This is a genomic window from Bradyrhizobium sediminis (genome assembly GCF_018736085.1).
Classification (GTDB): domain Bacteria; phylum Pseudomonadota; class Alphaproteobacteria; order Rhizobiales; family Xanthobacteraceae; genus Bradyrhizobium; species Bradyrhizobium sediminis.
Genome location: NZ_CP076134.1, coordinates 2,140,624 through 2,167,601, shown reverse-complemented (window position 1 = coordinate 2,167,601; position 26,978 = coordinate 2,140,624). Strand labels below are relative to the sequence as shown.

The window sequence follows — 26,978 nt, the reverse complement described above, 5'->3', positions numbered from 1 at the left end:
ACGGCCAATAAACGCCGCCGGTCTACTTCCGCACGATATGCCTGGTCGGCGTCATCGCGCTGGCGGGCGCGGCCTCCGAGATCGAGAACGTCAGCCAGGTGTTCCAGCCGGACGGCCGGTTGGCGGCGTCGAACTCGCCATATCCCTTCAGGCCGAGAAATGCCTGGTTGCTGCCGATCGGAAAAATATATCCGATCTGCGGGCCCGCGCCGAGAACGCGCGAGCGGAAGCCGCCGAGAACGGCGGGCTGACCGAAGTCGTCGGTGATCTGCTGGTAGGCATAGCCGACGAAGCCGACAAAGACCTGCTTCGACAGGAACTGCGACACGCCCCAGTCGAAATGGAAATCGATGCCGCTTTGGTACTGGGTATCGGGGTTCTTGAAATTGTAGGTGAAGCCGCCGACGCCGGAAAATTCCGTGCCGGTCGCGGGATTCAAATAGGTGTAGCCGCCGCCGAAGTCGATGGCGCCGTGACCGATGCCGATATTGGCCAGCCGGTTCGGATTGTAGTCGCCGACGGGAATATCGCCCGCGCCGTAAACCATGTAGTTGTGGACGCCGTTGGTCCACTTCAGCTTCAAGGTCGGATAGAGATCGCCATAGGAGACGAGCGCGTCTTCGAGGAATCCGTTGCGCGTGGTCACGATCGGCCCCGCCGCCACGGTCAGCGTGCCGTCGAGGCTCGCGGAATTTCTGCCGTAGACGCCGGCGAGCGTCGCCGACAACTGGCCGCCGAGCACCGGCGTCGCGAAGGTGTAGGTCGGCGCGATCAGCATCAGATCGGCCTGGCCGCGCAAGGCCAGATTGAGATCGATGTTGACGGTCGGCGAAAATCTCCCGACCTGGAATTCCCGCGATGCAGCGGCGGCTCCCGACGCGCCCACGGAGGTATGGTAGTAGATCGCGGCCACCGACCAGCCCGGCGTGGCCGGCGTTGCGGCGAGACTGCCGTATAATCCCGGAAGCCAGAACGAGACGCCGCTTTCGTCGGCACGCGCGATTTGAGGAGAAAGCGCAGCAAGCGCGGTGGCGGCCAGGCCGGCGCTCAGCTTTCGCCGCAAACCGCCGGATCTCAAAACCGATATCTCAGGCTGCATCGGCGGCCCCCCACAAGTTCGATCGCGATGCCAGTTGATTCCCGAAGATTTCGGGACGCAAGATGAAAACGGCCCGAATGCGTCGATCTATCCCGCGTGAGGCTTTGATGCCACATCCCGGCAACGCGCAATTCGATTGTTGCGCGCTGCACGTGACCGAGTTTTCACGCGACAGCCGGTTCGACCGCATCTCACTTCATGCAATTGCGGACGTACTGGACACGTTCGACAATCCTGAGACCCAGCCCTTGGGCCTGCTTGCGGCAGCCTTCCAGCTTGTCCATGCGCAGCACGACCTTTTGCGCGAGGCCGAGGCCGATGTCGCCCGAGACCTGCGGCGCGGCGCCGGCAGCCGCCGTATCGCCGGCATCGGCCGACGGTCCGTCGCCGGCGGCGCGCGCCGTTTCCTGCAGACGCTTGATGTCGGCGGGACTCAATTTCGGCCGGTCGATGGTCAGCGCGATCTTGTTCAGCTTGCCGGTGAAGGCGAACGGCGTGCTGTAATCGTTGTCGTCGACCGGCGTGCCGGTGTCCGATCCGATATCGAGCGACTCATCCCACTGCACCGTGAAGGGAAGCGTGTGCTCCATTTTCTCGGTCGCGACCATCTTGCCATCGACCTTCAACTCGCCGGTCCCGCCGGCGCCGACACCGCTATAATCGCCGAACGCCATGGTCGCAGGCCCAAGACCATCATACTTGAAGTCGAACTCGATCACGTGCTTGCCGGGCGCAAGTTCCGGCCCCTCCCAGCGCACGCGCTTGAGGTCGACCAGGTTCCAGGTGAACACCGGCTTGTTCTTCAAGAGGTAGAAGCCATAGCCGCCGAACCGCCCGCCTTGCGTGATCAGCATGCCCTCGGCGCCGCCCTGCGCCACTTCGACGTCGATCTTGAAATTATAGGAAGTGTTGAGCAGGCTCGGCGCATCGCCGTTCGGCGTGCCGGTCATCGGCCGGGTCCAGGTGAAGGAGCTACGGCCGGCGCTGAGGCTTGGCCGCGGGGTTATCATCCGCGAAACCACCGACGAATCCAGCGGCAGTACCTGATATTTCTGCGCTTCCTTCCAGAACAGCTCCTGCATCTCCTTCAGCTTGGCAGGATTCCTGGCCGCAACGTCCTCGTACTGCGTCCAGTCGTTCTTGAGATCGTAAAGCTCCCAGGGATAATCCAGCGGGCTCGGCAGCTTGGCATCCGTCACCCACGGCGGCCGCATGACCTTGGTAGAGGCGATCCAGCCGTCGTTATAGATCGCGCGGTCGGCGAACATCTCGAAATACTGCGTCTTGTGCGTCGAGGGCGCGTTCGCGTTCTTGGCATCGAATGTGTACATCATGCTGACGCCCTCGATCGGGCTCTGCTTGATGCCGTCCACCATGGCCGGCTGCTTGATGCCGGCCGCCTGCAGGATCGTCGGCACGACATCGATGACATGATGGAACTGATGGCGGATCCCGCCCTTGTCGGCGATCCCCTTCGGCCACGAGATCGCCATGCCCTGGCGGGTGCCGCCGAAATGCGACACGATCTGCTTGGTCCAGGAGAACGGCGTATCGAACGCCCAGGCCCAGCCGATCGACATGTGGTTGTAGGTGCGATCAGTGCCCCAGACGTCGTAGAAATATTTCAGCTGCTCTTCGACACCCGGATTGGCCCCGTTGAACATCGCGACTTCGTTCGGCGTGCCGTTCGGCTGGCCCTCGGCGCTGGTGCCGTTGTCGCCGTTGATGTAGATCACCAGCGTGTTGTCGAGTTTGCCGAGGTCGTCGATCGCCTGGATGACACGGCCGATTTCGTTGTCGGCGTAGGCGACGTAGGCTGCGAAGATTTCGACCTGCCGGATGAACAGCTTCTTTTCGTCGGGGTTGAGCTGGTCCCATTCCTTGATCAGGTCCTTCGGCCACGGTGTCAGCTTGGCGTTCTGCGGAATGACGCCGAGCTTCTTCTGGTTTTCGAAGATGGTTTCCCGCAGCTTGTTCCAGCCCTGGTCGAACAGCTTCATGTCGCTGATCTTCTTGACCCACTCAGGCGTCGGATGGTGCGGCGCGTGGGTGGCGCCCGGCGCGAACTTGATCAGGAAGGGCTGATCGGGCGACAGCGTAGTCATGCGGTTGACGTAATCGATCGCCTCATCGGCCATCGCCGTCATCAGGTTCCAGCCGGGTTTTCCGACATAGGGATAGATCGGCGTGGTGTTCTGGACCAGATTACCCGGCTCCCACTGATTGGTGTCGCCGCCCATGAAGCCGTAGAAATATTCGAAGCCCATGCCGGTCGGCCACTGATCGAAGGGGCCTGCCTGGCTCGCCTGGTATTCCGGGGTGTTGTGGTTCTTGCCGAACCAGGCGGTGTGGTAGCCATTGTCCTGCAGGATGCGGCCGATCGTGGCCTTGTCCTTGGTGATGACGCTGTCGTAACCGGGAAAGCCGGTGGCCTGCTCGGCGATCACCCCGTAACCGGCCGAGTGATGATTGCGGCCGGTGATCAGCGCGGCGCGGGTCGGCGAGCACAGCGCGGTCGAATGGAAATTGGTGTAGCGCAGACCATCCTTCGCAATCCGATCGAGCGCCGGCGTCGGAATCACGCCGCCGAAGGTCGAGGTTACACCATAGCCGGAATCGTCGGTGATGATCATGAGCACGTTCGGCGCGCCCTTCGGCGGCACGATGCGCGCCGGCCAGTAAGGCTTCGACTTCGTCGCCTCGCGCTCGATCTTGCCGCCGAATTTCTCCGGAGGCGCCGGAAGCTGATCGCCGGGAATGGTTGTCGTAGCGCTGGGCGAGCCGGGAACGCCGGTGATCTGTTGCGCGCCTGCCGAAGCGGAAACCAGCAACGACACGCTCAATGCCGCGAAAACCGATTGATACGATTTCATGATGAAGCTCTCCCGGTACGATCGAACGCCGCCTGAAGCTGCGGCAACATTTGAGACATGCATTTTCATCGCGCGGAGCAAATATTTTATAAAATCGCAGACGATGGCGCGTTAGCTCTTGATTCAGGTCAAATGTCGGACGCCGGATTATCGTGACCGCCCCGCTGTTCGTGCGGAACGGTCGCCGTGTGCACGACCTCGGGCTTGGTCTGACCGCCGATCGTCTTTTGCAGTGGAGCATGCGGCGGGGTAACGGGCGTTCCTTGAGCTAACGCCAGGGCCGGCACGCAAAGAAGCCCACCAACAACGATCATCGTGCGAATAATTCGAGAGCAATTCATCAAATACCTCCTACAGAATGAAGAGAATCTATACTCCTTCATCTCGTAAGCGGTCCACATCAAGCGCGGATGACAATCAGCTCGCATGATCATGTCAGTTGCGCAAACGCGCCGGTCATCACGCTCCATTTGTGTCAGCGATATTGACGCAAACGGTTGTCGACCCGTTCGTATTTGCTTCAATTCGTCCATGGCAACCGACAACAGAATTCAAGCCGGCGGAAGCCATCGACGATTTGGGATCGCTGAGCTGAATCAAGCGTACCGTCGCAACCAGCCGTCTGATATGCTTCTCATTTTTCGGAGGAGGCTTTGATGAAGATTGCGCTGTTATCGATGGCGATGATTGGAGGTCAAGTGGCGATCCCCGTCAGCGATCGCGTTCCCAAACTCAATGTCGAGGCGACATGCAAGGCGACAGTCGCAGCCGACAAGGCGATGGGCCTCGCCCTGCCCCAGAGCTACGAGGATTGCATGCGCGACGAGAATGACGCGCAACAACAGCTGAATTCCGTTTGGCTCTCAAACTCCAAAGAGATCAGAAACCAATGCGAGGGCGAGGCGACGGCAGCCGGAAGCGACAGTTATGTCGACCTGCTCACTTGCATGCAAATGGCAGACGCGGCCAAATCGCTTTCTCCCGCGCCTAAACTCAGAGGCGCGAGCAAAAACCGAAATAGCAAATGACGCGCATAGCCTGCGTCAGCTCAAGCGGTCATGTTCAAAAAGTGCCGGCAACGGCAACATTGCGACACATCCGAGGTGACACCCCGGAACATGGCGTCTAGCGCCGGCCGACGCGGTTGACCGGACCGCCGCGATTCATGGGTGTGCCGCGGACGCCGACGCCGGGGGCCACCACGGCGCGCGCGACCGGCCGGGGCCGCAGCACGACGCCGGGCCTGACAACGCAACCGACGGGATATTCGACATATTGGCAGTACACGACGGCGCTGGCCTTTTCCGTGCTCGCGGCGACGAAGCCAGTCACCAGCCCGGTCGTCAGCAGCGCCGATAACGCGATCGAGAGCTTCATGTCCACGTCCTCCATTTTAGTTCAAAATGGCGTCATAGAGTGATCCGCGTATTGATGCAGGTCAAGAGCGTCGACCAGCCCATGCGCTGAGAGGTCTGCTTGACTTGATACAGGGCCGGCCGATGATGCGTGCGGCGGTTCCGACGCAGGCATTGCCCGATCGCGGTTAGGCGATCCCAGCACTGAGGGGCTGTTGTTGTCACGCAAGCGGCGTAAGTCCGGCAACAAGGCTGGATCGCGGAAAGGACCTGCCGGAGAGCCCTCGCAGGCCGCGCCGTCGCAAGCCCCTGCTCCCGCCGGATTCAAAATCGCCCTCTTCCGGAAGCGCCGGATCTGGATAGCGATCGCGGTCGCCATCGCTGCCGTGTTCGCGTTCGGCGTCGCCTTCCATCTCCTCAATGGCGGCGGGCCGGCCTCGAAGGCACAACACTCCGCCGTCGCGACTTTCGTCGGCAGCGAGAATTGTGCGGGCTGCCACCAGGCGGAGGCGAAGCTGTGGAATGCCTCGCAGCACAAGGCCGCGATGCAGCACGCCACCGATAAGACCGTGCTCGGCAATTTCAACGACTTGAGCTTCGACTATTTCGGCGTGCGTTCGCGCTTCTTCCGCAAGGACGGCAAATTTCTCGTCGAGACCGACGGCCCCGACGGCAAGCTCGCCGTGTTCGAGGTGAAATACACTTTCGGCGTCGATCCGCTGCAGCAATATCTCGTCGAATTCCCTGACGGACGCATCCAGGCGCTGTCGCTCGCCTGGGACTCGAGGCCGTCAGCCAACGGCGGCCAGCGCTGGTTTCACCTCTCGCCCCAGGAGGAAATCCGGCACGACGATATCCTGCACTGGACCAAACTGAACCAGAACTGGAATTTCATGTGCGCGGAGTGCCATTCCACCGGTGTCGCCAAGAACTACGACGCCAGTACCGATCGCTTCGCTACCACATCGGCGGAAATCAGCGTCGGCTGCGAGGCCTGCCATGGCCAGGGCTCGCGTCACGCCGCCTGGGCGCGCGACCGGCAGAGCTGGTGGCCGTTCGGCAAGCGCGAGGATTCGAGCAAGGGGTTGCTGGTGCGTTTCGACGAGCGTCGCAACGTCGCCTGGCCGATCGACGCCCGGACCGGAAACGCACGGCGCAGTCTCGCGCCGGCGACGCTGAGCAAGGAAGTCGAGACCTGCGGCCTGTGCCACGCGCGCCGGGCCGCGTTCCACGCCGATTGGGTGCCCGGCCAATGGCTGTCGCAGACCCACGCGGTCGAAGCGCTGGCGCGCACCACCTATCATGCCGACGGCCAGCTTCGCGACGTCGAGGAGCCGTATAATTACACGCCGTTCAAGCAAGGAAAAATGTTCGCCGCCGGCGTCACCTGCAGCGACTGCCACGAGCCGCACAGCGCGAAACTTCGAACTTCAGGCGAAGGCGTCTGCCTGCAATGCCATGCTTCCGACAAGTATGCCGACGCCGGGCATCGCCATCATGCCAGCGCCGACGCAGCCCCGACCTGCATGTCGTGCCACATGCCGGCCCGCAGCTACATGGTGGTCGATATCAGGCACGACCACGCCTTTCGCGTGCCGCGGCCCGATCTCTCGGTCAGGTTGGGAACGCCGAACGCCTGCAACGACTGCCACCGCGACAAGCCGGCGCAATGGGCCGCCGAGGCGGTCGAGCGATGGTTCGGCCCCACCCGCAAGGGCTTGCAGAACTACGGCGCGGCGTTCCATGCCGCGCGCACCGACGCGGCCGATGCCGCAGCCCTGCTCGGCGTGATCGCCGCGGACAAGAATGCGCCGGCCGTCGCCCGCGCCGGCGCGCTTTCAGAACTCGCCTCCCGCGTCTCGCCGGCCAATATCGCGACCGCGAGAACGGCGCTGGCCGATCCCGATCCGATGGTGCGGATCGGCGCGCTCGACATGCTGGAGAACCTGCCGGCCAACCAGATCTGGCCTCTTGCCGCTCCGCTGCTCGCCGATCCCGTGCGCGGGGTCCGGATCAGGGCGGCCGCGCTGCTCGCTTCCGTTCCGGCCGCAAGCCAGCCGCCGGCGGATCGCGCACGCTTCGATCAGGCGGCGAAGGAATTCATCGCGGCGCAGCGCGCCAATGCCGAGCGGCCGGAAGCCCGCACCACGCTGGCGAATTTTCTCGCCCAGCGCGGGCAGAGCGACGATGCCGAGACCGAGTACAAAGCCGCGCTGAAACTCAGCCCGCAATATGCGACGGCGGCGATCAATCTGGCCGACCTCTATCGGCAACGCGGTCGCGACACCGACGGCGAAGCCGTGCTGCGCGCCGCACTTGGTGCGTCGCCGCGCGATGCCGCCGCGCATCACGCGCTCGGCCTGACCCTGAGCCGGCTGAAGCGGCCGGATGACGCGCTCGCTGAGTTGCAGCAAGCGGCCGGGCTGCAGCCGGATCAAGCGCGCTACGCCTATGTCCACGCCGTCGCGCTCAATTCCGGCGGCCGCCGCGACGAAGCGATGGCCGTTTTGAAGGAAGCCCTGAAGCGCCATCCCAACAATCGCGATATCCTGTCGGCGCTGGTTTCGTTCAGCCGCACCGCCGGCGATGCCGGCGCCGCGCTCGGCTACGCCGAACAGCTCGCGGTCCTTACGCCGGAAGACCGGAATTTGGCGGCGCTGATCGGGGAGCTGCGGCGGCAGACGGGCAAAGCGAATTAGGGACGAGAGCTGGATTGCTTCGCGGAGCCTGTCATCGGGCGGCGCTTCGCGCCGACCCGTTGGCTCGCAATGACGTCGAAGCGAGTCCTCTCAATACGACCGGCGCGTGCCCCGAATGGCCTTCGGCGGGCCTGCCATTTCCTCCTCGCGCAGCGCCTTGCACACGCCGCGCGCCGAGGACATCGCGCGCTTGATGTTCTTGTCGGGGGAAGTTTCCTCGAAGAACAGCACCACCTCGCAGCAGGGGCACTGCCTGGAATAGCCGTTCTGAAGCCGGCGCGCCCGATCCCGGAACACGTTCCTGCAGCGGGTGCAGTGGACCTGAACTGAATCGTCCATCGGAGGGCTCTCGCTCGCAGAGGGTCGGGACGCTCTCCCGCGCCGGACGCCTCCGCCATCAACGCGGAGAACCCTAAACGAATATCAAATGCCGGGCCGGATCGACTGATGTTCCCGGTTAAGAAATCCTTTCGCCGGCCCGGGGTCGCGTCATCGCGCCGCGGGGATAATTTCTGTCGTCCCGGACAAGTGAGCGCAGCGAACGCGATCCGGGATCCATAACCACCGACGCCGATGTTATGTCAGGCTGGAGCCCCAATCTTTTTCGCCACTCAACTCAGTGGTTATGGGCCCCGGCTCAAGGCCGGGACGACGAGAGATGGTCGCAAAGCCGCTCAACATTTGCGCGCAATGGTCGTCGCGTCACGCGAACGTAACCTGCACATTCCCCAGCCCCGCCAGCTCCATCGTCACGCTGTCGCCGGCCTTGAGCCACACCGTCTTCACCAGGCTCCCGGTCAGCACGATCTGCCCGGCATGCAGTCCCCTGCCCTCGGCGGCGAGATGATTGGCGAGCCAGGCGAGCGCATTGTGGGGATGGCCGAGCACGTCGGCGCCGGTGCCGCGGCCGGCTTCCACGCCGTTGATCACGGCGCGGCCGGCGACCTTGAGCAGGTCGGGCGCTTTGGTTCGCTCCACGGCCTCGCCGAGCACGCAGCCGGCGGCGAAAAAATCGTCAGCCACCAGAGTGGGCGCGCCCATGGTTTCCCATTTGACGTAGCGGTCGTCGACGATCTCGATCGCGGGGTAATAGGCCTCGATCGCTTCGCCCACCCACTCCGCGGTGAACGGCGCTTCCGTCGGCAGCAGGTCGCGCGCCAGCTTGACCGCGATCTCGCATTCGACGCCGACGCGCACGTAGTCGCTCGCCGCAAGCCGCGCCCCGCTGTCGTGCACGCCCTTGGCGAACACACCGCCGCCGCAGGGATGCGGGATGTCGAGGTATCGCTGCATCACCGCAGAGGTGCAGCCGATCTTGTAGCCGACCATGGCGCCGGCATGCGGCAACAGGAGATCGTGCTGCGCGCGCTGGATGCGGTAGCCCTCGGCCTCGTCCCGCGGGGCGATGTCGGGCGGCAGCGCGGCGAGCGGCGTGCGATTGCGGCGGGCGGTGGCGATGGCCTTTGCGGCCGCGAGAATTTTGTCCATCGGCGAAGACTTCTCTGGATCAGACTGTATGACATCGTCATACACATATGTTAGACTGCTGACGAACAGGGAACCAGACCATGCGTACAAGCAAGCCTATCACAGTTACACTCGGACCGATGCAGGCGAGCCTCGAAAAGCGGCTCAAGTCAGGTAGCTATGACAACGCCAGTGAAATACTGCGTTCGGCGCTGCGGGCGCTCGACCGGGAGGAAGCGGCTATCGAAGACCACCTCCGCACCAAGGTGGCTGCTTCGCTTGCCGATCCTCGGAAGAGCGTTCCTGCAGCCGACGTGTTCAAACGTCTGCGGGCGGTTCATGGAAGGACGATGAAGGCGAGCAAGCGTGGCACTTAAGGTCTTCTTTCGGCCACAAGCCGAAGCGGACCTGCTGGCGCTTTATCGCTACACCGCCGAAGCGTCCGGCTTGGCCAATGCAGGCGGCTACATCGACCACATCGAGGTTGCCTGCACGTCGCTGGGAACGTTTCCAGATCGGGGCACCAGGCGCGACGATCTCACACCGGGGCTACGCACGATTGCCTTCGAACGGCGCGTGACCATCGCCTATCGGGTGCTGAAAACGCGGGTAGAAATCGTGACGATTGCCTATGCCGGACGCGACTACGAGACCGACCTTCGCGCCGATCGGGAAACGAAGCGATAACCGCCAGACGGGTCCGCAAATGGGACAACAAAATGGCCGCACGCGGCGGCCACCATTATTCGTCGCGATAGACCTTCTCGCGTTTCTCGTGGCGCTCCTGGGCTTCGACCGAGAGCGTCGCGATCGGGCGGGCTTCCAGCCGCTTCAGCGAGATGGGCTCGCCGGTCTCCTCGCAATAGCCGTAGGTGTTGTCCTCGATGCGCTGCAGCGCTGCGTCGATCTTGGAGATCAGCTTGCGCTGGCGGTCGCGGGCGCGCAGTTCGATCGCGCGGTCGGTTTCCGACGAGGCGCGGTCGGCGAGGTCGGGGTGATTGACGTTCTCTTCCTGCAGCGTCTGCAGCGTGATGCGGGATTCGCGCAGGATTTCGTCCTTCCACGCCAAGAGCTTGGCGCGAAAATAATCGCGCTGGCGGTCGTTCATGAAAGGCTCTTTTTCGGAGGGTCGATAATTCTTCAACTTTTCCAAGGCCAGCCCATCTTCACGTGCAAGGCGGGGCGGAAACGGTCCGTCCGCGCGCGCCTTATATAGCGACGTGTTGTGACAGACAATATCGCCCGAAGCGGGAAAGCCTGCGGGACCAAGGGTTTCTCGGGGTTTCGCGCAGGAACCTGTGAAAAAGCGCCGGCCCGGCCCGGGCGGCGTCAGAACTGCCCGGCTTTGGCCAGTTCGACTTCGACCCGCAGCTCGATCTCGGACAGGACCGCGTCGAGGCCGGGGTCGCCGGAGGAGGTTTTGAGGTTGGCGGCGGCGTCGCGCAGCCGGCTCACCGTGGAAGCGTCGAAATTGCCGGACAACAGCCCCAGTTTGAGGTCGTCCAGCACGTCGAGCGCGCCTCTACCGCGCTGCACCGAACGTTTGCGGCGTTCGACCGGGTCCTCGACGCCCTGCAGCGCCAGCAGCGCATCGATGTTCCCGGCCGCTTTCGGCGGCGCCGCGGAGCGGGTTTCGGCGGTCGAATTGGTGTCGGGCAGCGCAAAACCGGTCGAGGAGGTTCGCTTGGTATTGCCGGTCTGAGACCCGATTGTGGTGCCGTTCGGTCCGTAGATGCGCATCGTGCTGTCTCGCGGGTGCAGGCGGCAGCTTCGCCTCCTTGTGGTTAACGAAGCGTAAATCGCCCGGCAGAATCTGCCGGGATGCGGCAGTTTCGCCGTTGCGGCGGCGCAGAGGCGCCGTCGACCAAGCAATGATTCTTGTTATATATCAATGTCTTATAAAAGAAACAGGGCGTGGCACGGAGCTCGCATAGTTAATGCCGGATCGCCGTCATGGGAGTGGCCAGGCGATCCAGCCGAAGACCTCGTGGGGAGCAGAGGATGCCAAGCGTCCGTTCGAAGACCGTGTTTGGAGTGGCCTGCGCCGCGCTGCTGGCGCTGGCGCTATCGGCCATGCCCGCGGGCGCGACCTCGCGGATCAAGGATCTCGCCAATATCGAGGGCGTGCGCCAGAACCAGCTGATCGGCTACGGCCTCGTCGTCGGCCTCAACGGCACCGGCGATACCCTCAACAACATCCCCTTCACCAAGCAGTCACTGCAGGCGATGCTCGAGCGCATGGGCGTCAATATCCGCGGCGCCACCATCCGCACCGGCAACGTCGCCGCCGTGATGGTGACCGGCAACCTGCCCGCCTTCGGCACCCAGGGTACGCGGATGGACGTCACGGTCTCGGCGCTCGGCGACGCCAAGAATTTGCAGGGCGGCACCCTGCTGGTCACCCCCCTGCTCGGCGCCGACGGCAACGTCTATGCGGTGGCGCAGGGATCGCTTGCGATCTCCGGCTTCCAGGCCGAGGGCGAGGCCGCCAAGATCGTCCGCGGCGTGCCGACCGTCGGCCGCATCGCCAACGGCGCCATCATCGAGCGCGAGATCGAATTCGCGCTCAACCGCCTGCCCAATGTGCGGCTGGCGCTGCGCAATGCCGACTTCACCACCGCCAAGCGCATCGCCGCGGCGGTCAACGACTTTCTCGGCGTCAAGACCGCCGAGCCGATCGATCCCTCTACCGTGCAGCTGGCGATCCCTTCCGAATTCAAGGGCAACGTCGTCGCCTTCCTGACCGAGATCGAGCAATTGCAAGTCGATCCTGATCTCGCCGCCAAGATCGTGATTGACGAACGTTCCGGCATCATCGTGATGGGCCGCGACGTCCGCGTCGCCACCGTCGCGGTCGCGCAGGGCAATCTCACCGTGACGATTTCCGAAAGCCCGCAGGTCAGCCAGCCCAATCCGTTCTCGCGCGGACGAACCGTGGTGACGCCGCGAACCAGCGTCGGCGTCTCCGAGGACGGCAAGAAATTCGCGGTCGTCAAGGACGGCGTATCGCTGCAGCAGCTGGTCGACGGCCTCAACGGCCTCGGCATCGGCCCGCGCGACCTGATCGGCATCCTGCAGGCGATCAAGGCCGCCGGCGCGATCCAGGCCGACATCGAGGTGATGTGATGCCGGCCAGCCTGATCAACCCGGCCACCGGCACGACGCCCGCCAGGGCGGCGATGCCGATGCGCTACGGCCGTCCGGACTATCAGCTCGCCGAAGCGCTGACGAAGGTCTCGCCGCAGGCGCAGGCCAAGGCCAAGGCTTCGTCGCAGGACTTCGAGGCGGTGTTCCTGAATTCGATGTTCGCGCAGATGACCAGCGGCATCAAGGGCGATGGCCCGTTCGGCAGCACCACCGGCACCGGCGTGTGGCGCTCGATGCTGACGGAACAATATTCGAAGAATTTCGCCAAGGCCGGCGGTGTCGGCATTTCCACCGACGTCTATCGCACGCTGATCCTGCAGCAGGCCAAGCGCGCCGGCTGATCGAAAGGAATACCGACATGAATGCGCAACCTCAACGGCAGCAGACGGCCGCGCCGATTCCGGTCGCTTCGTCCCCCGCCGAGGCCCGCAAGCTTGCCGAGAGCCTGATGGACGCCATGAACGCGCTGCTCGCCGTCATCGAGCGCGAAACCGAACTGGTTCGCGCCGGCAAGGTGCGCGAGGCGATCGCGCTGGAAGCGCAGAAGGCCGAACTGTCCCGCCGCTATCTCGGCGCGGTCGCGCATCTGAAGGCCAGCCAGCACTATCTCACGCAAAAGGCACCCGAGCTTCTGACCACGCTGCATCGTCATCACGACACTTTTCGCGCCATGCTGCAGGTCAACCTCACGGTGCTGGCAACGGCGCACGCGGTGTCCGAAGGCATCGTGCGCGGCGTCAACACCGAGATTCAGCGCCGCAACATTCCCAACACCTACACGGCTTCCGGACAGCGCGCGACGCCGGGACCGCGCAACATCACGCCGCTGGCGGTCAGCCGCTCGCTCTGAGCAGCGGCGGTTCGCGGCGCGAAATACCGACAATTTTCATCAAACTGCCGCGCCGATTTCAGCGCCGCATTCATCGCATTCTCTAACTCAGTGTTGAGAGGTACCGGGCATAGTTGCGCCCAGAGAGGGGTTGGGATTTGACTCAAAGGAAGCCAGGAGGCTGCCATGAGTATGGATTTCAACATCAAACCGGTGGGGGCACCGGTTGCCACACCGGTGGCGCCGCCCGTCAGCGAAGCGGTCGATCATGCGGTCGCGACCGAACTGCCGGCGTCGAAAAGCGTCACGGCGGCGGACGCGAGCATGCGCGCGCGGATCGATTCCAACGTCGCGAACTCTTCCGTGTCGCATCAGGTGGTGATCGATCGCGCCGCCGCCTCGATCGTCTATCAAGTGGTCGACGAAAAAACGAGCTTGGTGGTGCGGCAATTTCCCGACGAGGCGATCCTGCGCCGCCGCGCCTATTTCCGCACCCTCGACCTGACGAGGGGTGCGCCGACGCGGCTGCTGGCCACCGACCGCAAGGCTTGATCCAAGGGTCACGTTCGAGATCGTGATCTTGAACGATTTGTTGTTGGCGTATTTGCCGGTCCAGTTGCCTTGATAGAGCCCAGGATCGACCGCCACATACGGAGTCTTGGAGGGAACGGTCCCACGGCCTAGTAGTTGGCCTACAGCATGCTCATGAGATCAACCATGATTCCGCTCCACTAGCCCACCGGCCATCAAACCTTGCCTGACAGGCCCGCGGCGAGGTTGCAATTGATGTCAATCAGCGACTTCAGTTTCGCCGGATCCGGATTCAGCTGCATGTCGACCGTCTGCTTCATCACGAACACGCCGATATTGGCGATGTTCTGACGAATTTCCAGCGGCTGCGGGTTGTCGTTGGTCTCGACCGCGCTCATGAAGATCGACCACAGCCGGCGATTGAAGAGCAGCGCGTTGTGCATGTTCTTGTCGGGACCAGTCCAGTTGGCCTGGACATCCAGAAGCTGTCTCGCAGCCTTCAGCAGCGCCTGCGCCTCGATTTCACGGGGGGATGCCGTCGTATGTGACGTACGCGAGTATGCTTGGGCTGCATTGGACATTCACGACCTCAATGGGGGCGGTTCGCAGGACCGCCGGGGACTTCAAAACTGCCCAACTTTCATACAGTCCGTGCATTTAAATATGGTTAGCAACGGTTACCAAATGTGACGGAATTCGGGCATTGCCGGCTCGTTCACTCATTGCGTGGTGCAAAAAAAACGGCGGGCTTTCCCCGCCGCGTTCGATCGCTGGTGGTGATCGTGCCGAAGCAAAGTTTACAACAATCAGGTCTTATCGACCGGCGCCGAGTTCAGGGTCGACTGCCCGGTGGCAGGATTGGTGACCACGGTCTTGATCGTGCCGTGACCGGCCTTCGACAGCAAGAATTTAGAGTCGCCCATCCTGAAGGCGTTGTCCTTGATCAGGACATCCTGGAATTTGATCGGACCGTTGCCGCTCTGATATCTCACCTTCGCGCGAAATCCCGCCACGTTGGACACCGTGAAGGAAAACTTCTCGCCCGTCGAATAGGTCCCCTTCCAGGTCCCTTCCCACTGCGTGGCATCGACAGGCACATAGGTCGTACGCGACGGAGGCGTCGGGGGTTTGGACGTGTAGCCGGCTGCAAGAACGCTGAAGATATCACCCATAGCTGAACCTTCCGGCTTGATGCCCGTTGCGACTCACATGCGGCCGCTGAGGCCGGCCGCGAGATTGCGGTTGATCTCGATCAGCGGCTCGATGTGCTCGACCTGCGGGCTGATCTGCAGCGCCATGGTCTGGGTCAGAACGAAGATACCGATGTTGGCGATTTTCTGTCGCAGCTCCACCGGCTGCTGGTTTTCGTCGCGCAAGACGTCGCTGAGAAAGATGGCCCACAGCTTGCGGTTGAACATCAGCGCTTCGGAGGTCTGCTCGATCGTCGCATTTTCGTCGGTGACGATAGCCTGCAACTTGTTCGCCGCCTTCAGCAGGGCCTGGGCTTCGATGTCACGGGGGGAGGCGGTGGTGGTCGCAACGCGTGAGTAGGCCCTGGCGGCAGCACTAGACATTCGTCACCTCAGCAACTCCTCTTCCAGTTTGATAAGCTTGCGGATTTCCTTTAGCGAATTGTAAAGCGAGCCGCTTAAAATTAGCTTACTTGAGGCCTCGATCTGCGGCCTGAAGCTCGGCACTGCTTCCAGCAAATCCTTGACGAAGCCCATATAAAGCTCCTGGTACTTCGGGATGTCCTTCTCCAGATACATCATCTGTACGCAGAGATAGAGCCGCTTCACCGGGGAATTGGCCGTCTCCGCCGTCAGGATATCCTTCTCGCGCAGGATCGGCGCTTCGCCCTCGATAAAAAAGTGGGTTCGCGTCTCCGAATTGGTGATGACGCTTTCGCCGATAACAATCCGCTCGAACGGCCTCAATTCAATCTTCAGCGCCATCGCCTCATCCCTTGCAAACCGCAGCAGCGTCGCAGAGCGCGTGTCCGGAAACGATTTCACGAATCATCAGGAACAATACCCGAACATTCGAATGCAAAACTGCATCAAAAAAAAGGCTTTTGCTTCATCAACGGAGCAAGTTTTGGGTGTTGCCGGCCGGCTCCGTCGCGGCTTCAATGAAAAACGGCGGGACCCTGCCCGCCGTTTTGATGGCTCGAACGTTGCTCCGGTCTACTGCAGGAGCTTGAGCACGCTCTGCTGCGACTGGTTGGCGAGCGCGAGCGCGGAGACCGCGATCGACTGCCGGGTCGACAGCGCCTGGCTGTTGGCCGCCTCCTCGTTGGAGTCGGCCAAGGTCAGGTTGGACGAACCGGTCTGCAGCACGTTGATGATGTTCTTCGCGAAATCCTGACGAATCTGCACGATCGAGAGGTTGGCGCCAAACGCCGAGGCCTGTGAGCGCAGCGTGGCGCTGGCGGCGTTGAGCGCCGTCAGCACCTTGCCGGTCAACACGTTGTCGATGAAATCGGTGCCGGCGGTGAGCGTTGCGAGGCCGAGGCCGTTCGGGTCGAAGTTGACCCCCGCAATCGTCAACGTCGACTTGCCGGTTTCGTTGAAGATCAGCTTCAGCGAGTTGCCGTCCAGCAGGTTGATGCCGTTGAACGATGCATCCTGCGCCGTGGTCGTCAGGTTCTGGATGACCTGGTTGTACTGCGCGACGAGCGTGGCGCGCGCATTCTGGGACACCGCATCGGGAACCGCTGCAACGACTGCACCGCCGGCGCCGCCACCGAGCGCGTTCGCGCTGATGTTGATCGCGTCGAGCGCCGCCGGCGCGGTTGGAGCCGCAGTGCCGGTGATCGTCTGACCTGCACCATCGTTGGTTGACGTGAAGGTCAGATCGTCCGGGCCGGTGATCGAACCCGACAGGTTGACGCCCGCCACTGCCAGCGCCGTGTTGAGCTGGTCGAGAGTCTTGACGGTCGCCGTCTTGGTTGTGGGATCGAAGGCCGCGGCAGCCGTGCCGACAGTGATTGTCACAGCGGTGCCCGCGGAATTGGTGAAGGTGAAAACACCACCGTTGAGCTTGCTGCTCGTGAGGTTGGCGGCAGTCGCCGGACCTGCGGGGGCGACCCCGACGCCCGTACCGGTGAATTGAATGCTGGACTTGGTGCTGTAGCCCGTCGGCTGCTGCAGCGCCTGGTTGGCGATCGACTTGGCGGTGTCGACCAGCTTCTGCAGCGAGGTGATGCCGGTGTTGGCGGCCTGCAGCACCTGCACGCCGTTGCCGATGCTGTCGAGCAGATTGCTGATGTCGCCGGCGCGGGCATCGAGGCCGGCGGCGGTGAAGTAGTTGGTCGGGTTGTCGAGTGCGCTGTTGACCTTCTTGCCGGTGGCAAGGCGGGTCTGCGTGGTCGAGAGCAGATCGGCGGTGTTCTGCAGGGACAGCAGGTTCTGGCGGACTGCCGCCGTCAGGACGATATCGGACATATTCAACGCCTTCCTCAAGTGTGCATCGCCGGCGACTTCTCCCGCGCCAACGGACTACGTGACTTCACCCAGGGACGTTATGAACGAAAGCTTTTAAAAGGTGGTTAACGGTACCTTATTAGACATGGTTAATACCCCGCTCGCGACGGTTTTCGGCGCCAGGACCTCAGACACAAAAAAACGGCGGGGCCGAAGCCCCGCCGCCGTGATGGATCGAATGGTTCGCCGAAATCAGCGCAGGAGTTGCAGAACGCTCTGGTTCGACTGGTTGGCGAGCGCGAGCGCGGAGACCGCGATCGACTGGCGGGTCGACAGCGCCTGGCTGTTGGCCGCTTCTTCGTTGGCATCGGCCAAGGTCAGGTTGGACGACCCGGTCTGCAGCACGTTGATCAGGTTCTTCGAGAAGTCCTGACGGATCTGCACGATCGAGAGGTTGGCACCGAAGGCCGAGGCCTGCGAGCGCAGCGTGGTGCTGGCGGTGTTCAGCGCGGTCAGCACCTTGTTGGTGGCGACGTTATCGATGAAGTCAGTGCCCACGGTGGCCGAGCCCAGGCCGAGACCGTTCGGATTGAAGGTCACACCTGCGATCGTCGACGTCGACTTGCCGGTTTCGTTGAACACCAGCTTCAGCGAGTCGCCGTTCAGCAGGTTGACACCGTTGAAGGACGCGTCCTGCGCCGTCGTCGTGATCTGCTGGATGATCTGGTTGTACTGAGCGACGAGACCCGCACGGGTGTTCTGCGAGGCGACGTCGGCGACGGCCGCGACGACCGTACCACCGGTGAAGGCAGCACCGCTGGTGGTGCTGATGTTCACCGAGCCCGACGAACCAGCCGGCGGAGCCGCAAGGGCAGCGGCGTTGGTGATGGTCTGGGAGGCGGCGTCGTTGCTCGAGGTGAAGGTCAGCGAGCCGTTTGCATTGATGCTTGCGGTCAACTCAATGCCGGCGGCCGAGAGCGCCGAATTGAGGTCGGTGATCGTGTTGAGCTGGTTGGCGCCGGTGCCGATCGTCAGCGTTGTCGTGCCGCTTGCCGTGTTGATCACCAGAGCCTGGGCATTCAGCGAGTTCGTGCCGTTGTTTGTGATGTCGGTCGCCGTACCAGCGACGGCCAGCGGACCGGCGCCGGTCGGCGCGTTGCCCGTGTACGTCGCCTTCGAGGTGTAGCCGCCCGGCTGCTGCAGCGCCTGGTTGGCGATCGACTTCGCGGTATCGACCAGCTTTGACAGCGAGGTGATGCCGGTGTTGGCGGCCTGCAGCACCTGCACGCCGTTGCCGATGCTGTCGAGCAGGTTGCCGATGTCGCTGGCGCGGGCGTCGAGGCCGGCGGCGGTGAAGAAGTTGGTCGGGTTGTCGAGCGCGCTGTTGACCTTCTTGCCGGTGGCGAGGCGGGTCTGCGTGGTCGAGAGCAAGTTCGCAGTGTCCTGCAGCGAGAGCAGGTTCTGGCGAACCGAAGACGAGAGCGTGATGTTGGAGAGAGACATGGACACAACCTTTCTGGTGTTACGCAACAGCGCGGCCTTCTTGGCCGAACCCGGGCACCCTGAAACCAAATGATCAATGAAAAATGAATCGGACCCGGCAGATATACGGTGCTACCGCGCCGGTTCCAAAATCATGGTGAAGAAAAGGTGAAGATGGTGGGGAGTATCCGAAGCCATCGGCGGGCGAGCCGGCGTTCAGGTCTTAAGCAAATCCGAACATCGCGTGTGGGGCGCCGTTCCTAAGGCGCCCTTCGCTCGCACTTCGGCGCAGGCTGGAAACGTTCGTGCTTTTCAATCCCCGGGAAAGCGCAGACGATCTTGTTGTTCGTCATTGCCGGGCTTGACAGCCCAGGCCGGATCTATCCGACTTGGCCCTCTTGAGAAGAACGCAATTCGGGCAGGCCCGAACTGCTGCGCAATCCAGCTCGCTTGCAATTGAAACGCTGAAAAAGCCGGATGCGCGGGTCTGCGCGCTACCCCCAATGGCCAGCCTGACGCGTCGAACAAGTCTAAGCCGGACAGCGCGCCTTAGAGATATCTCAGCAGCGTGGTTTGATAGAGCATCGCCGTCGTCTGGTACGACGCGTTGAGGCTGTTCTGCACGGCGAGGAGTTTCGCCGTGACCTCCGCGTCGGTGACGCCTTCGATCGATTGCAGCATGGTCTCCGCGGTGTTCCTGGTCTGGGTCTGGCGATCGGCTGCCGACTTCATCGCGGTTTGCGCGCCGGCGAAATCCGCCGCAATGTCCTGCACGCTCTGCTGGCCGGTCTGCACCAGAAGTTTTGTCGCGACCCGCTGATAGAGCGCGCCGATCTGGGCGCTGGCGTTCGGGTCGCCGGTCGTGGTGGTCATGGCGGCCATGGCCGCGATGGTCTGCAATTGCGCCGTCAGCGCCGGCTCGTTGGCGCGGGCGCCATATTGCACGGTGATGGCGTCGTCGACGCGTGCCACCGCGGTGCCGCGCGCGGAGTCGGTGCCGGTTTCGCCATTGTACCAGGAGAGCGTATTCGCAGCCGTGCCGGGCACCTGCGCCGTCGCGGTAGCGAACGGCGGGCCACCGACGCGCGGCACCGGGCTGCCGCTAAAGAACTCGCTGGACGCCTTCATCGCGGACGCCGCCACCAGGGCGCCGTTGGCGAGGCCGCCGACGGCGGTGGTCAGCGCGGTGTTGAGGTTGGCGGCGGTCGCGGTCGAGTTGGCGCCGATCAGGAACTGGCCGGCCTGCGGCGGCGTCGTGGTGGTCGCGGTCAACTGCACGTTTTCGGTGGTGCCGTCCGGTAGATTGAACGCCAGCGTGATGGTGGCGCCGGCGTTCAGGTTGGTCGCGCCGAGATCGAGCGACTCGGTGGCCGGCGAGCCGGCCGGCCCGGTGATCGTGACGCTTGCGGCCGACGAGGTGATCGCGACGAGCTTCAGGCCAAACGGACCGGCGTCCTCGGTCAATGAAATCGACGTCGCCGTCGGCGTCGCCTGTGTCAGCCGGCCGGTGCCGGAGCCGACGTCGGCCTGCTTGCGCTCCGCGATCAGCTGTTTCAGGCCCGCCTGCGCGCCGACGCCGTTGAGAATGTCGTCGGTCGCCGCCGCGGCCGGCGTATCGGTGGCGCGTCCGGAAAACAGATAGCGATCGCCCGACCGGCTGTTCAGCAGGCTCAGCATCTCGTCGAGCGAACTGCGTGCCGTGCCCTGGGCAATGGTCTGGCCGTTGCTGGTGATCTGGGTCGAGGACGTCGTCGCCGCGCCCTGCACCGTGGTTCCGATCGCGACAATCCGCGTCAGTGCTGCGTTGGCGACGTCGATGCGCGTTCTGACGTTAGTCATCGTGTCCGCGAAGGCGTCGATGCTGCTGATCTGCGCACGCAGCCCAATGGCAAAGCCGCGGTTGGCGCCCATGCCGGCATAGGTGTTCGATTTCTTGCCGGTGGCCAGCTGAGTCTGCAGATCGTCGAACTGGCCTTGCAGATTCAGGATTCGCGATGCCAGAACCGATGTCTTGATGCCTACGCCGCTAACCGTCATGATGTCCTACTCCAAAACATAACGTTAGATCTGCAGCAACGCGTCGAACATCTGCTTGACGGTCGACATCACCCGCGCGTTCGCCGCATATGCATTCTGCAGCGACAGCAAGTGCGCCATTTCCTCGTCGATGTTGACGCCGGACTGGGTGTTGAACTTCTCCCGCAGCGTGCTCAGCACCACGTCCTGACCGTCGGCGATCTGCTTGGCGGTGTCCGCCGACTGGCCCTGGGCGCTGGCGATCTGCTGCGAGAAATTCGACAGCGTCGCCTGGAACGGCGTCGCCGAGGTGCCGAAACCGGTCGACGCCGGATACAGCGACTTGCCGGCGGTGAGCTGCTGGTAAAGGAAATCCGGCCGCTTGGTGTCGCCGGACGACGTCGTCGCGTTGTATTGCACCAGCTTCGACGGATCACCGACGATCTGGCTGTTCACCCGGATGCGCGCCGCGAGCCCCACCGACTGCTGGCCCGCCGCGGTGATCGCGCCGGTATAAAGGCTGTTGCCGTCGGTGAACAACGGCACCTCGCCGCTGCCGCCCAGCAGCGATGATGTGGTCGACGTCACGGAGGCGGCGTTCACGGTCGCCGTCCCGAAGCCGTCGTCGAGCACCCGCAGCGTCGAGCCGATGTTGGAGAATTGCAGGCCGGCCGAGCCGAGCGCCGCATTGAGCTGGCTCGTCACCGAAGCCATGCCGGCGGAGAAATCGATACCGATCACCTGATCGTTGGGATCGGTGGTGGCGCTGTTGGACAAGGGCAGCACCGACGGATCGTCGACCCGCAGCAGCGACAGCTGATGCTGGACGTTGCTGGCATCCGTATAGGTGAGATGGATTACATTGCCGTTCTGCAGGCCGGACAGATCGAGATCGAAGCCGTTCGACGGCCCCGAGCTCACCGCAGTTCCCGCCGTGGTCTTGTCGGACAACAGGCTCGACATGTTGGCGGCAAACTGGTCAAGCTGGGTTTGCGCCTGCACCAGCGTGTTGTCGCGCAGCTCGAGATAGCCGGCGATGGTGCCGGAGCGGATCGAATTGGTCTGAATCAGGTTGAGCGAACCGCCGTTCGGGAAATTGAGCGTGAGGGTGCCGAGCGTGCTCTTGGTCGGGTCGGCGTCCCACTGGGTGTTCGGTGTTACCGTGCCTTGCGGATTGAACGACAGCGTCGAGGCCTGGGCACCGACCAGTTGCACGCCGGAATTGGTGAAGATCTGGATCTGATTGTCGCCGTTGTCGATGACGCGGATGTCCATCAGTTGCGACAACTGATCGACATACTGGTCGCGCTGGTCCTTCAGGGCCGCGGCCGCGGCATCGGTGGTGTTGCCGCTCTGAAGCTGGGCGTTGAGATCGGCGATCTGCTGCATCGCGGTGTTGGCGGTGTTGACCGCCGAATTGAGCCCGGATTCCGCCTGGCTGCGCAGCGACTGGATGCCGCCCGACATGCTGTTGAGCTGCTGAGTCAGCGACTGCGCTGCATTGAGCACGCCGATCCGGGCCGACTGGCTGTCGGAGCTGGTCGATAGCGCCTGCACCGCGGTGACCAGATTGTTGAACGCGGCTTCCAGCGTTCCGGTGTTGCCGGGGGCGCCGTAGATCGACTGCAGGCTGCTCAGAATCGAGGAGCGCAGGTCGGCGTACGACGCGCCGGACTGCTCGGTGCGTATCTGCTGCTGCAGATACAGGTCGAGTTCGCGATTGACGCCGGTGACGCTGACGCCGGCACCGATCGCCCCGGAGACCGTCTGCACCTGGTTGACGGTCTTGCGGATGTAGCCAGGCGTGTCGGAATTGGCGACGTTCGACGAGGTCAGCGACAGCCCAAGCTGGTTGGCGCGCAGTCCCGACATGGCAATCGAAAGGGCTTGACTGAGACTCATGACAAACTGCTCGTTTCAATTCCCTGTCGGATCAGGCCGTCCATGTGCGCGACCTATCGCATCACGTTCAGCAGATCCTGAACCATCGAGTTGGCTGTGGTGATCACCTTCGTGTTGGCCGAATAGGCCTGCTGGGTGACGATCAGCTTGGTGAACTCGTCGGCAATGTCGGTGTTGGAGCTTTCCAGCGACGAGCCGACGATCGTCCCGCCGCTGCCGTACAGCGCCGAGCCGGACTGGTCCGTCGCCTCGAACGCGCCGCCGTCGATGCGTTTGAGGAAGTTGGTGCCGTTGAATGTCGCGACCGAGATCTGCGCCAGGTCGATGTTGCGGCCGTTGGAGTAGTTGCCGACCACGCGGCCGTTCTCGCCGACCGACACGGTCTGCAGTGACCCCGCCGGAAAGCCATCCTGCTGGATCTGGTTGACTTTCACGTTGCCGTTGGAGTCGGCGAACTGGGTGACACCCCCGGCGCCGAAGTTGATCGCGACGTTGCCGAGCGGCACGCCGCCGATGGTCGGCGCGGTCAGGGTGATGCCGGCGATCGCCGGGTTCATCTGGCCGTTCGGCGAGAAAGTGAAGTCGGTGTTGACGTTCTGCCAGGCGAGGTCGGAGCCGGTGGCGTTGGAGTTGACCTGGTAGAACATGTTCCAGGTATCCGTGTGGCCGGCGCCGAGCGACGAACTGTCGACCTTGGCCCAGCGCAGTTGCAGGCTGACTGGCGATCCGGAGATGTCGTAGGCCGTCACCGCGCCGCCGCTGACGGATTCGTTGATGAAGGCCTGGAGATCGCTGCCGAGCACCTGTCCGGTGCCGGCCGTGCCGCCGCCGCCGCGCAACACGCTCACGGGGCTCGTCAGGCCGAGCGCCCCAAACGCCGTGGTGTTGGAGCTGGTGATGCTCAGATCAGACGTGGTGCCGGTGTGCAGGGTAACGGCGCCACTGGCGTTGATCGACGACGCAGTTGCCGTGCCGGTGATCGAATCGATCTTGGCCAGCAGCGTTCCGATGTTGTCGGTGACGTTGAGCTGGTTGCCGACAGCGCCCGCCGCCACGAAGGTGATGACGATGCTGTTGACCGTGATGGTGTCGCCGGCGGCGAAATTCGTTGTCAGCGAATCCGTGCCGATCGCACCGGACAATAACGTCGCGGCGGTGTTCGCCGCCGGGATCGCCGCCTTGTTATTCTTGGCGGCGCCTGTGATCGACGCATCGACGTAAGGCGCTGCCGGCGTGCCGAGCGAGCGCGGATTGCCGGACGCGAAATCCGCCGGCCGCAGCAATTCCGAGCCCGGAACGGAATTGTCGTGCCTGGTGGTCAGCGGATAGCTCGCCAGGTTGGCGCGATAATTCACCACCGATGTCGGCACCGCCGGCAGGAAGTCGTTGGCGAACTTCAAAACCTGCGGTACGCTGCCGGTCATGTTGCCGGTCGCCGGATCGATCCCGACGCCTTCGACATAATAGCCCGCGCCGTTGACCAGGTAGCCGTTCTTGTCCAGCGCGAAGTCGCCGCGGCGGGTGTAGTTGTCGACGCCCGAAAATACCGGCTGGTTGTCGGTGAAGCTGCCGGGCTTCTGCACCACGAAGAAGCCGCTGCCGTTGATCGCCATGTAGGTGGACACCGACGCGCTCTGCACGTCGCCCTGCACCGTGTTGGTCTCACGCGATCCGGTGGTGACGCTGCCGGCGAGCTGATTGTTGACGCCGGTGTCCGGGATCAGATCGAGGAAGCTGGTGTCGATCCGCTTGAAGGCGGTGGTCTGCGAGTTGGCGATGTTGCCGGAGATGTTTTCCAGCGCATAGGACTGCGCGCGCAGGCCCGAGACGGAGGTCGTAAGAGCGCCGAAGATACCCATGACACTTTCTCCAAATTCAATCCGGGCGGCCGCCGATCCCAGGAACCTTGGCCGCAATCGAAGGAGAGTGTCGCAAGCGCTATGCCAGATTAAAATTCCATATGAATCAGCTACTTAAATAAAAAGCCCCGGTCCAGAGACCGGGGCACAATTGCCGGGGCGGGCAACAATTGCCGGGCGCAAGCCCTCAGGATCAGCTCGCCGAGGCTGCGGCCGGGTGAAACACCAGGCCGAAGCCGTCGATGCAGTAGCGCAGGCCGGTCGGCTTCGGCCCGTCGTCGAAAACATGACCGAGATGGCCGCCGCAACGACGGCAGTGCACTTCGGTCCGCAGCATCCCGTAGGCGCGGTCTTCGGTCTTGCCGAGGGCGTTCTCCAGCGGCTGATAGAAGCTTGGCCAGCCGGTGCCGCTCTCGAACTTGGTTTCCGAGGAAAACAGCGGCAGGTCGCAGCCGGCGCAGGCGAAGACGCCCTTGCGGTGCTCTTTCAACAGCGGGCTCGATCCCGGGCGTTCGGTGCCATGCTTGCGCAGGATTTCGTACTGCTGCGGCGTCAGCTGCGCGCGCCATTCGGCATCGGTCTTCTCGATCTCGAACTTTTCGGCGGCCTGTGCGGGCGAGGATCGCAGCCAGCGGAAGGCGGCAAGGCCGAGCAAACTGGCGACGGACGCGAGCAGGATACGGCGGTCGATCATGATGGTCTCCGTGCGAAGCGAAATGGCGGTTCGCTGCTAAATACGGCGCGCGCCCACGGAAGTTACACGGATATCGAACGAAATTTCTCACTTTGTTGCGAGGATCCCACCTCTCCCGCTTGAGGGGACGTCTAGGGCGGAGGTCAATCGGCGTCGCCAGCATTCGCTGCAGGCGGCGGCTGCGGAGGCGAGTGGCCGGGCGGCGGGCGGGGACGAGGCGGCCGGGTCCCGGCCTGACGGTTGGCCTCGGCCAGACGCGCCTCGCGCAGCCGTTCCTTAACCCGCGCCCGCTCCCGGTAACGGGCCAGCGCACCGGCGGCGGCGGCACTTCCCCGCCCCCAGAGCCCGATGGCATATCCGGCGGCGCGGCCGATGGCGCCGCCCGCCCAGACCAGTTCGAACGGCGAGAACAGCCGCCAGCGCTCGTCGCCCCACAGGATGCTTCGCGCCACCAGCAGTCCGGCCATCGCCGTCGTGTTCAAACCCTGGCGGCCGAAGCCGCTGGCGACCCACAACCCCTTACGCAACTGGCCGATCTGCGGCATGCCATGCACGGTCTCCCCGACCGCTCCGCCCCAGACCTCTGATATCCCGACCTTTCCGAGTTGCGGGAAGATGGTCTGGATCCGGCGCTGGATCGCGGGCGCAAAGCGCTCCGGCCGCGCCGCCCAGGTGGTTTCGGGACTGGCCCACATCAGCCGGTCGCCCTCGACGATCCGGAAATGGTCGATGCCGTCGCTGTCGCTCACCGATCCCCGGAACGTCACGGCTTCGGCCAGGCGGCCGCCGAGCGGCTCGGTCACCGCGGCGTAGCGCCAGACCGGCAGCAGCGTCTCCGACAGCCGCCGCAGCGGCGCGCCGAGATGGACGTTGCCGGCGAGCACGATATGCGATGCGCGCAGCCGCGCCGACGGCGTGACGATCCGCTTGCGGATGCCAGAGGGATCGATGCTGACGACCGGGGTGTCCTCGAAGATCCGCGCCCCTGCCCGCCGCGCCATCGCGGCAAGACCGTGGAGATATCTGCGGCCGTCAACCTGAAACGCCCTCGGATAATACACGCCGTGGAAATAATGATCGGTCTTGAGCTCGGCGCGCACGCGGTCGACCTGCCAGCCCTCGACTTCGGTATCGAAATCCCCGCCGAGCATCTGCAGCCGCCTGATCAACGCGTCGCCGGCCTCGACATTGGAGACCTCCAGCGCCCCCTCGCTCAGCGCAATGCCCGGAATCTGCTCCTCGGTGGCATTGGCCCGGACATATTCGGCGCCTTCCTTCGACAGCGACCAGAGCTCGCGGGCATCATCGAGACCGATACGCGCGATCAGCTCGCCGATCGGAAGACCGTAACCCGGCATGACCGTGCCGAGTTGATGGCCGGACGCGTTCCAGCCGATATGCCGGCCCTCGAGCACGGCGACGCTGGCGCCGAGCCGCGCGGCCTCCAGCGCCACCGTGAGGCCGGCAAGCCCCGCCCCGACCACGCAGATATCGACATCCAGATCGAACGAAAGCCGCGAGCGCGCCGGCATCTCGGCGGCATCGGCTCCGTTGGTCGCGCTTGTGAAAGTCTCGCTCATGTCGTTTTCTTACGGACCGA

General features: G+C 63.5%; 26 protein-coding genes. 8 read left to right on the top strand and 18 right to left on the bottom strand.

Annotated elements, in window-relative coordinates; genetic code table 11:
• Positions 1–22 precede the first annotated feature (22 nt).
• The gene (locus tag KMZ29_RS10280) at positions 23–1,099 is read right to left on the bottom strand and encodes a SphA family protein (RefSeq protein ID WP_215623582.1); all 1,077 of its coding nucleotides are present in this window, start codon (positions 1,097–1,099) and stop codon (positions 23–25) included.
• Positions 1,100–1,290: 191 nt separating this feature from the next.
• Positions 1,291–3,972, bottom strand: a complete 2,682-nt coding sequence (locus tag KMZ29_RS10275) for an arylsulfatase (protein WP_215623581.1) — start codon at positions 3,970–3,972, stop codon at positions 1,291–1,293.
• 656 nt (positions 3,973–4,628) lie between these two features.
• Here KMZ29_RS10275 and KMZ29_RS10270 point away from each other — a divergent pair.
• On the top strand, positions 4,629–5,000 hold the full coding sequence (locus KMZ29_RS10270) for a hypothetical protein (RefSeq protein WP_215623580.1): 372 nt from the start codon (positions 4,629–4,631) through the stop codon (positions 4,998–5,000).
• Positions 5,001–5,097: 97 nt separating this feature from the next.
• On the opposite strand, the gene KMZ29_RS10265 is transcribed toward KMZ29_RS10270, so the two are convergent.
• On the bottom strand, positions 5,098–5,349 hold the full coding sequence (locus KMZ29_RS10265) for a hypothetical protein (RefSeq protein ID WP_215623579.1): 252 nt from the start codon (positions 5,347–5,349) through the stop codon (positions 5,098–5,100).
• 196 nt (positions 5,350–5,545) lie between these two features.
• Between KMZ29_RS10265 and KMZ29_RS10260 the strand changes: the two genes are divergently transcribed.
• Positions 5,546–8,026 carry a tetratricopeptide repeat protein gene (locus tag KMZ29_RS10260; RefSeq protein WP_369810123.1) on the top strand — a complete coding sequence of 827 codons (2,481 nt, stop codon included), beginning with the start codon at positions 5,546–5,548 and terminating at the stop codon, positions 8,024–8,026.
• A gap of 90 nt (positions 8,027–8,116) precedes the next feature.
• On the opposite strand, the gene KMZ29_RS10255 is transcribed toward KMZ29_RS10260, so the two are convergent.
• Positions 8,117–8,365, bottom strand: coding sequence for a hypothetical protein (locus tag KMZ29_RS10255; protein ID WP_215623578.1), 249 nt, complete (start codon positions 8,363–8,365; stop codon positions 8,117–8,119).
• Between the two features lie 363 nt (positions 8,366–8,728).
• A complete protein-coding gene (locus KMZ29_RS10250; RefSeq protein WP_215623577.1) occupies positions 8,729–9,514 on the bottom strand; it encodes a 2-keto-4-pentenoate hydratase in 786 nt (261 codons plus the stop codon).
• 80 nt (positions 9,515–9,594) lie between these two features.
• On the opposite strand from KMZ29_RS10250, the gene KMZ29_RS10245 reads away from it, so the two are divergent.
• Both KMZ29_RS10245 and KMZ29_RS10240 read left to right on the top strand, forming a co-directional pair.
• Complete coding sequence (locus KMZ29_RS10245; protein ID WP_215623576.1) at positions 9,595–9,870, top strand: ribbon-helix-helix domain-containing protein; 276 nt, start codon at positions 9,595–9,597, stop codon at positions 9,868–9,870.
• Positions 9,860–10,180, top strand: coding sequence for a type II toxin-antitoxin system RelE/ParE family toxin (locus KMZ29_RS10240; RefSeq protein ID WP_215623575.1), 321 nt, complete (start codon positions 9,860–9,862; stop codon positions 10,178–10,180). Before KMZ29_RS10245 ends, KMZ29_RS10240 begins: the two co-directional genes overlap by 11 nt.
• 55 nt (positions 10,181–10,235) lie before the next feature.
• Here the strand turns inward: KMZ29_RS10240 and dksA are convergent, their stop codons facing one another.
• Together dksA and KMZ29_RS10230 are read right to left on the bottom strand one after the other, a co-directional pair.
• Positions 10,236–10,601 carry an RNA polymerase-binding protein DksA gene (dksA, locus tag KMZ29_RS10235; RefSeq protein WP_100382788.1) on the bottom strand — a complete coding sequence of 122 codons (366 nt, stop codon included), beginning with the start codon at positions 10,599–10,601 and terminating at the stop codon, positions 10,236–10,238.
• Positions 10,602–10,822: 221 nt separating this feature from the next.
• On the bottom strand, positions 10,823–11,233 hold the full coding sequence (locus KMZ29_RS10230; protein ID WP_215623574.1) for a flagellar assembly protein FliX: 411 nt from the start codon (positions 11,231–11,233) through the stop codon (positions 10,823–10,825).
• A gap of 261 nt (positions 11,234–11,494) precedes the next feature.
• On the opposite strand from KMZ29_RS10230, the gene KMZ29_RS10225 reads away from it, so the two are divergent.
• From KMZ29_RS10225 to KMZ29_RS10210, 4 genes are all read left to right on the top strand, one after another.
• Complete coding sequence (locus KMZ29_RS10225; RefSeq protein WP_215623573.1) at positions 11,495–12,619, top strand: flagellar basal body P-ring protein FlgI; 1,125 nt, start codon at positions 11,495–11,497, stop codon at positions 12,617–12,619.
• A gap of 53 nt (positions 12,620–12,672) precedes the next feature.
• A complete protein-coding gene (flgJ, locus tag KMZ29_RS10220) occupies positions 12,673–12,981 on the top strand; it encodes a flagellar assembly peptidoglycan hydrolase FlgJ (protein ID WP_249779940.1) in 309 nt (102 codons plus the stop codon).
• 17 nt (positions 12,982–12,998) lie between these two features.
• Positions 12,999–13,490: a hypothetical protein gene (locus KMZ29_RS10215; protein WP_215623571.1), complete on the top strand. Its 492-nt coding sequence runs from the start codon at positions 12,999–13,001 to the stop codon at positions 13,488–13,490.
• A 165-nt stretch (positions 13,491–13,655) separates the two neighbouring features.
• Entirely contained in the window at positions 13,656–14,021 is a 366-nt protein-coding gene (locus tag KMZ29_RS10210; RefSeq protein WP_215623570.1) for a hypothetical protein, read from the top strand.
• A gap of 194 nt (positions 14,022–14,215) precedes the next feature.
• Here the strand turns inward: KMZ29_RS10210 and flaF (KMZ29_RS10205) are convergent, their stop codons facing one another.
• The 11 genes from flaF (KMZ29_RS10205) to KMZ29_RS10155 all read right to left on the bottom strand — a co-directional run bounded on the left by flaF (KMZ29_RS10205) (position 14,216) and on the right by KMZ29_RS10155 (position 26,958).
• Complete coding sequence (gene flaF / locus KMZ29_RS10205) at positions 14,216–14,581, bottom strand: flagellar biosynthesis regulator FlaF (RefSeq protein WP_215623569.1); 366 nt, start codon at positions 14,579–14,581, stop codon at positions 14,216–14,218.
• 225 nt (positions 14,582–14,806) lie between these two features.
• A complete protein-coding gene (locus tag KMZ29_RS10200) occupies positions 14,807–15,172 on the bottom strand; it encodes a hypothetical protein (protein ID WP_215623568.1) in 366 nt (121 codons plus the stop codon).
• Positions 15,173–15,205: 33 nt separating this feature from the next.
• Positions 15,206–15,574, bottom strand: a complete 369-nt coding sequence (gene flaF / locus KMZ29_RS10195) for a flagellar biosynthesis regulator FlaF (protein ID WP_215623567.1) — start codon at positions 15,572–15,574, stop codon at positions 15,206–15,208.
• A gap of 3 nt (positions 15,575–15,577) precedes the next feature.
• The gene (flbT, locus tag KMZ29_RS10190) at positions 15,578–15,955 is read right to left on the bottom strand and encodes a flagellar biosynthesis repressor FlbT (protein ID WP_215605904.1); all 378 of its coding nucleotides are present in this window, start codon (positions 15,953–15,955) and stop codon (positions 15,578–15,580) included.
• A gap of 231 nt (positions 15,956–16,186) precedes the next feature.
• Positions 16,187–17,446, bottom strand: coding sequence for a flagellin N-terminal helical domain-containing protein (locus KMZ29_RS10185; protein ID WP_215623566.1), 1,260 nt, complete (start codon positions 17,444–17,446; stop codon positions 16,187–16,189).
• Between the two features lie 231 nt (positions 17,447–17,677).
• Positions 17,678–18,928 carry a flagellin N-terminal helical domain-containing protein gene (locus tag KMZ29_RS10180; RefSeq protein ID WP_215623565.1) on the bottom strand — a complete coding sequence of 417 codons (1,251 nt, stop codon included), beginning with the start codon at positions 18,926–18,928 and terminating at the stop codon, positions 17,678–17,680.
• Between the two features lie 528 nt (positions 18,929–19,456).
• Complete coding sequence (locus KMZ29_RS10175; protein WP_215623564.1) at positions 19,457–20,944, bottom strand: flagellin family protein; 1,488 nt, start codon at positions 20,942–20,944, stop codon at positions 19,457–19,459.
• A gap of 24 nt (positions 20,945–20,968) precedes the next feature.
• Positions 20,969–22,825, bottom strand: coding sequence for a flagellar hook-associated protein FlgK (flgK, locus tag KMZ29_RS10170; RefSeq protein WP_215623563.1), 1,857 nt, complete (start codon positions 22,823–22,825; stop codon positions 20,969–20,971).
• Positions 22,826–22,878: 53 nt separating this feature from the next.
• On the bottom strand, positions 22,879–24,684 hold the full coding sequence (locus KMZ29_RS10165) for a flagellar hook protein FlgE (RefSeq protein ID WP_215623562.1): 1,806 nt from the start codon (positions 24,682–24,684) through the stop codon (positions 22,879–22,881).
• Between the two features lie 193 nt (positions 24,685–24,877).
• Positions 24,878–25,378, bottom strand: coding sequence for a peptide-methionine (R)-S-oxide reductase MsrB (msrB, locus tag KMZ29_RS10160; protein WP_215623561.1), 501 nt, complete (start codon positions 25,376–25,378; stop codon positions 24,878–24,880).
• 143 nt (positions 25,379–25,521) lie between these two features.
• Positions 25,522–26,958: an NAD(P)/FAD-dependent oxidoreductase gene (locus KMZ29_RS10155; protein WP_215623560.1), complete on the bottom strand. Its 1,437-nt coding sequence runs from the start codon at positions 26,956–26,958 to the stop codon at positions 25,522–25,524.
• Positions 26,959–26,978: the final 20 nt, after the last annotated feature.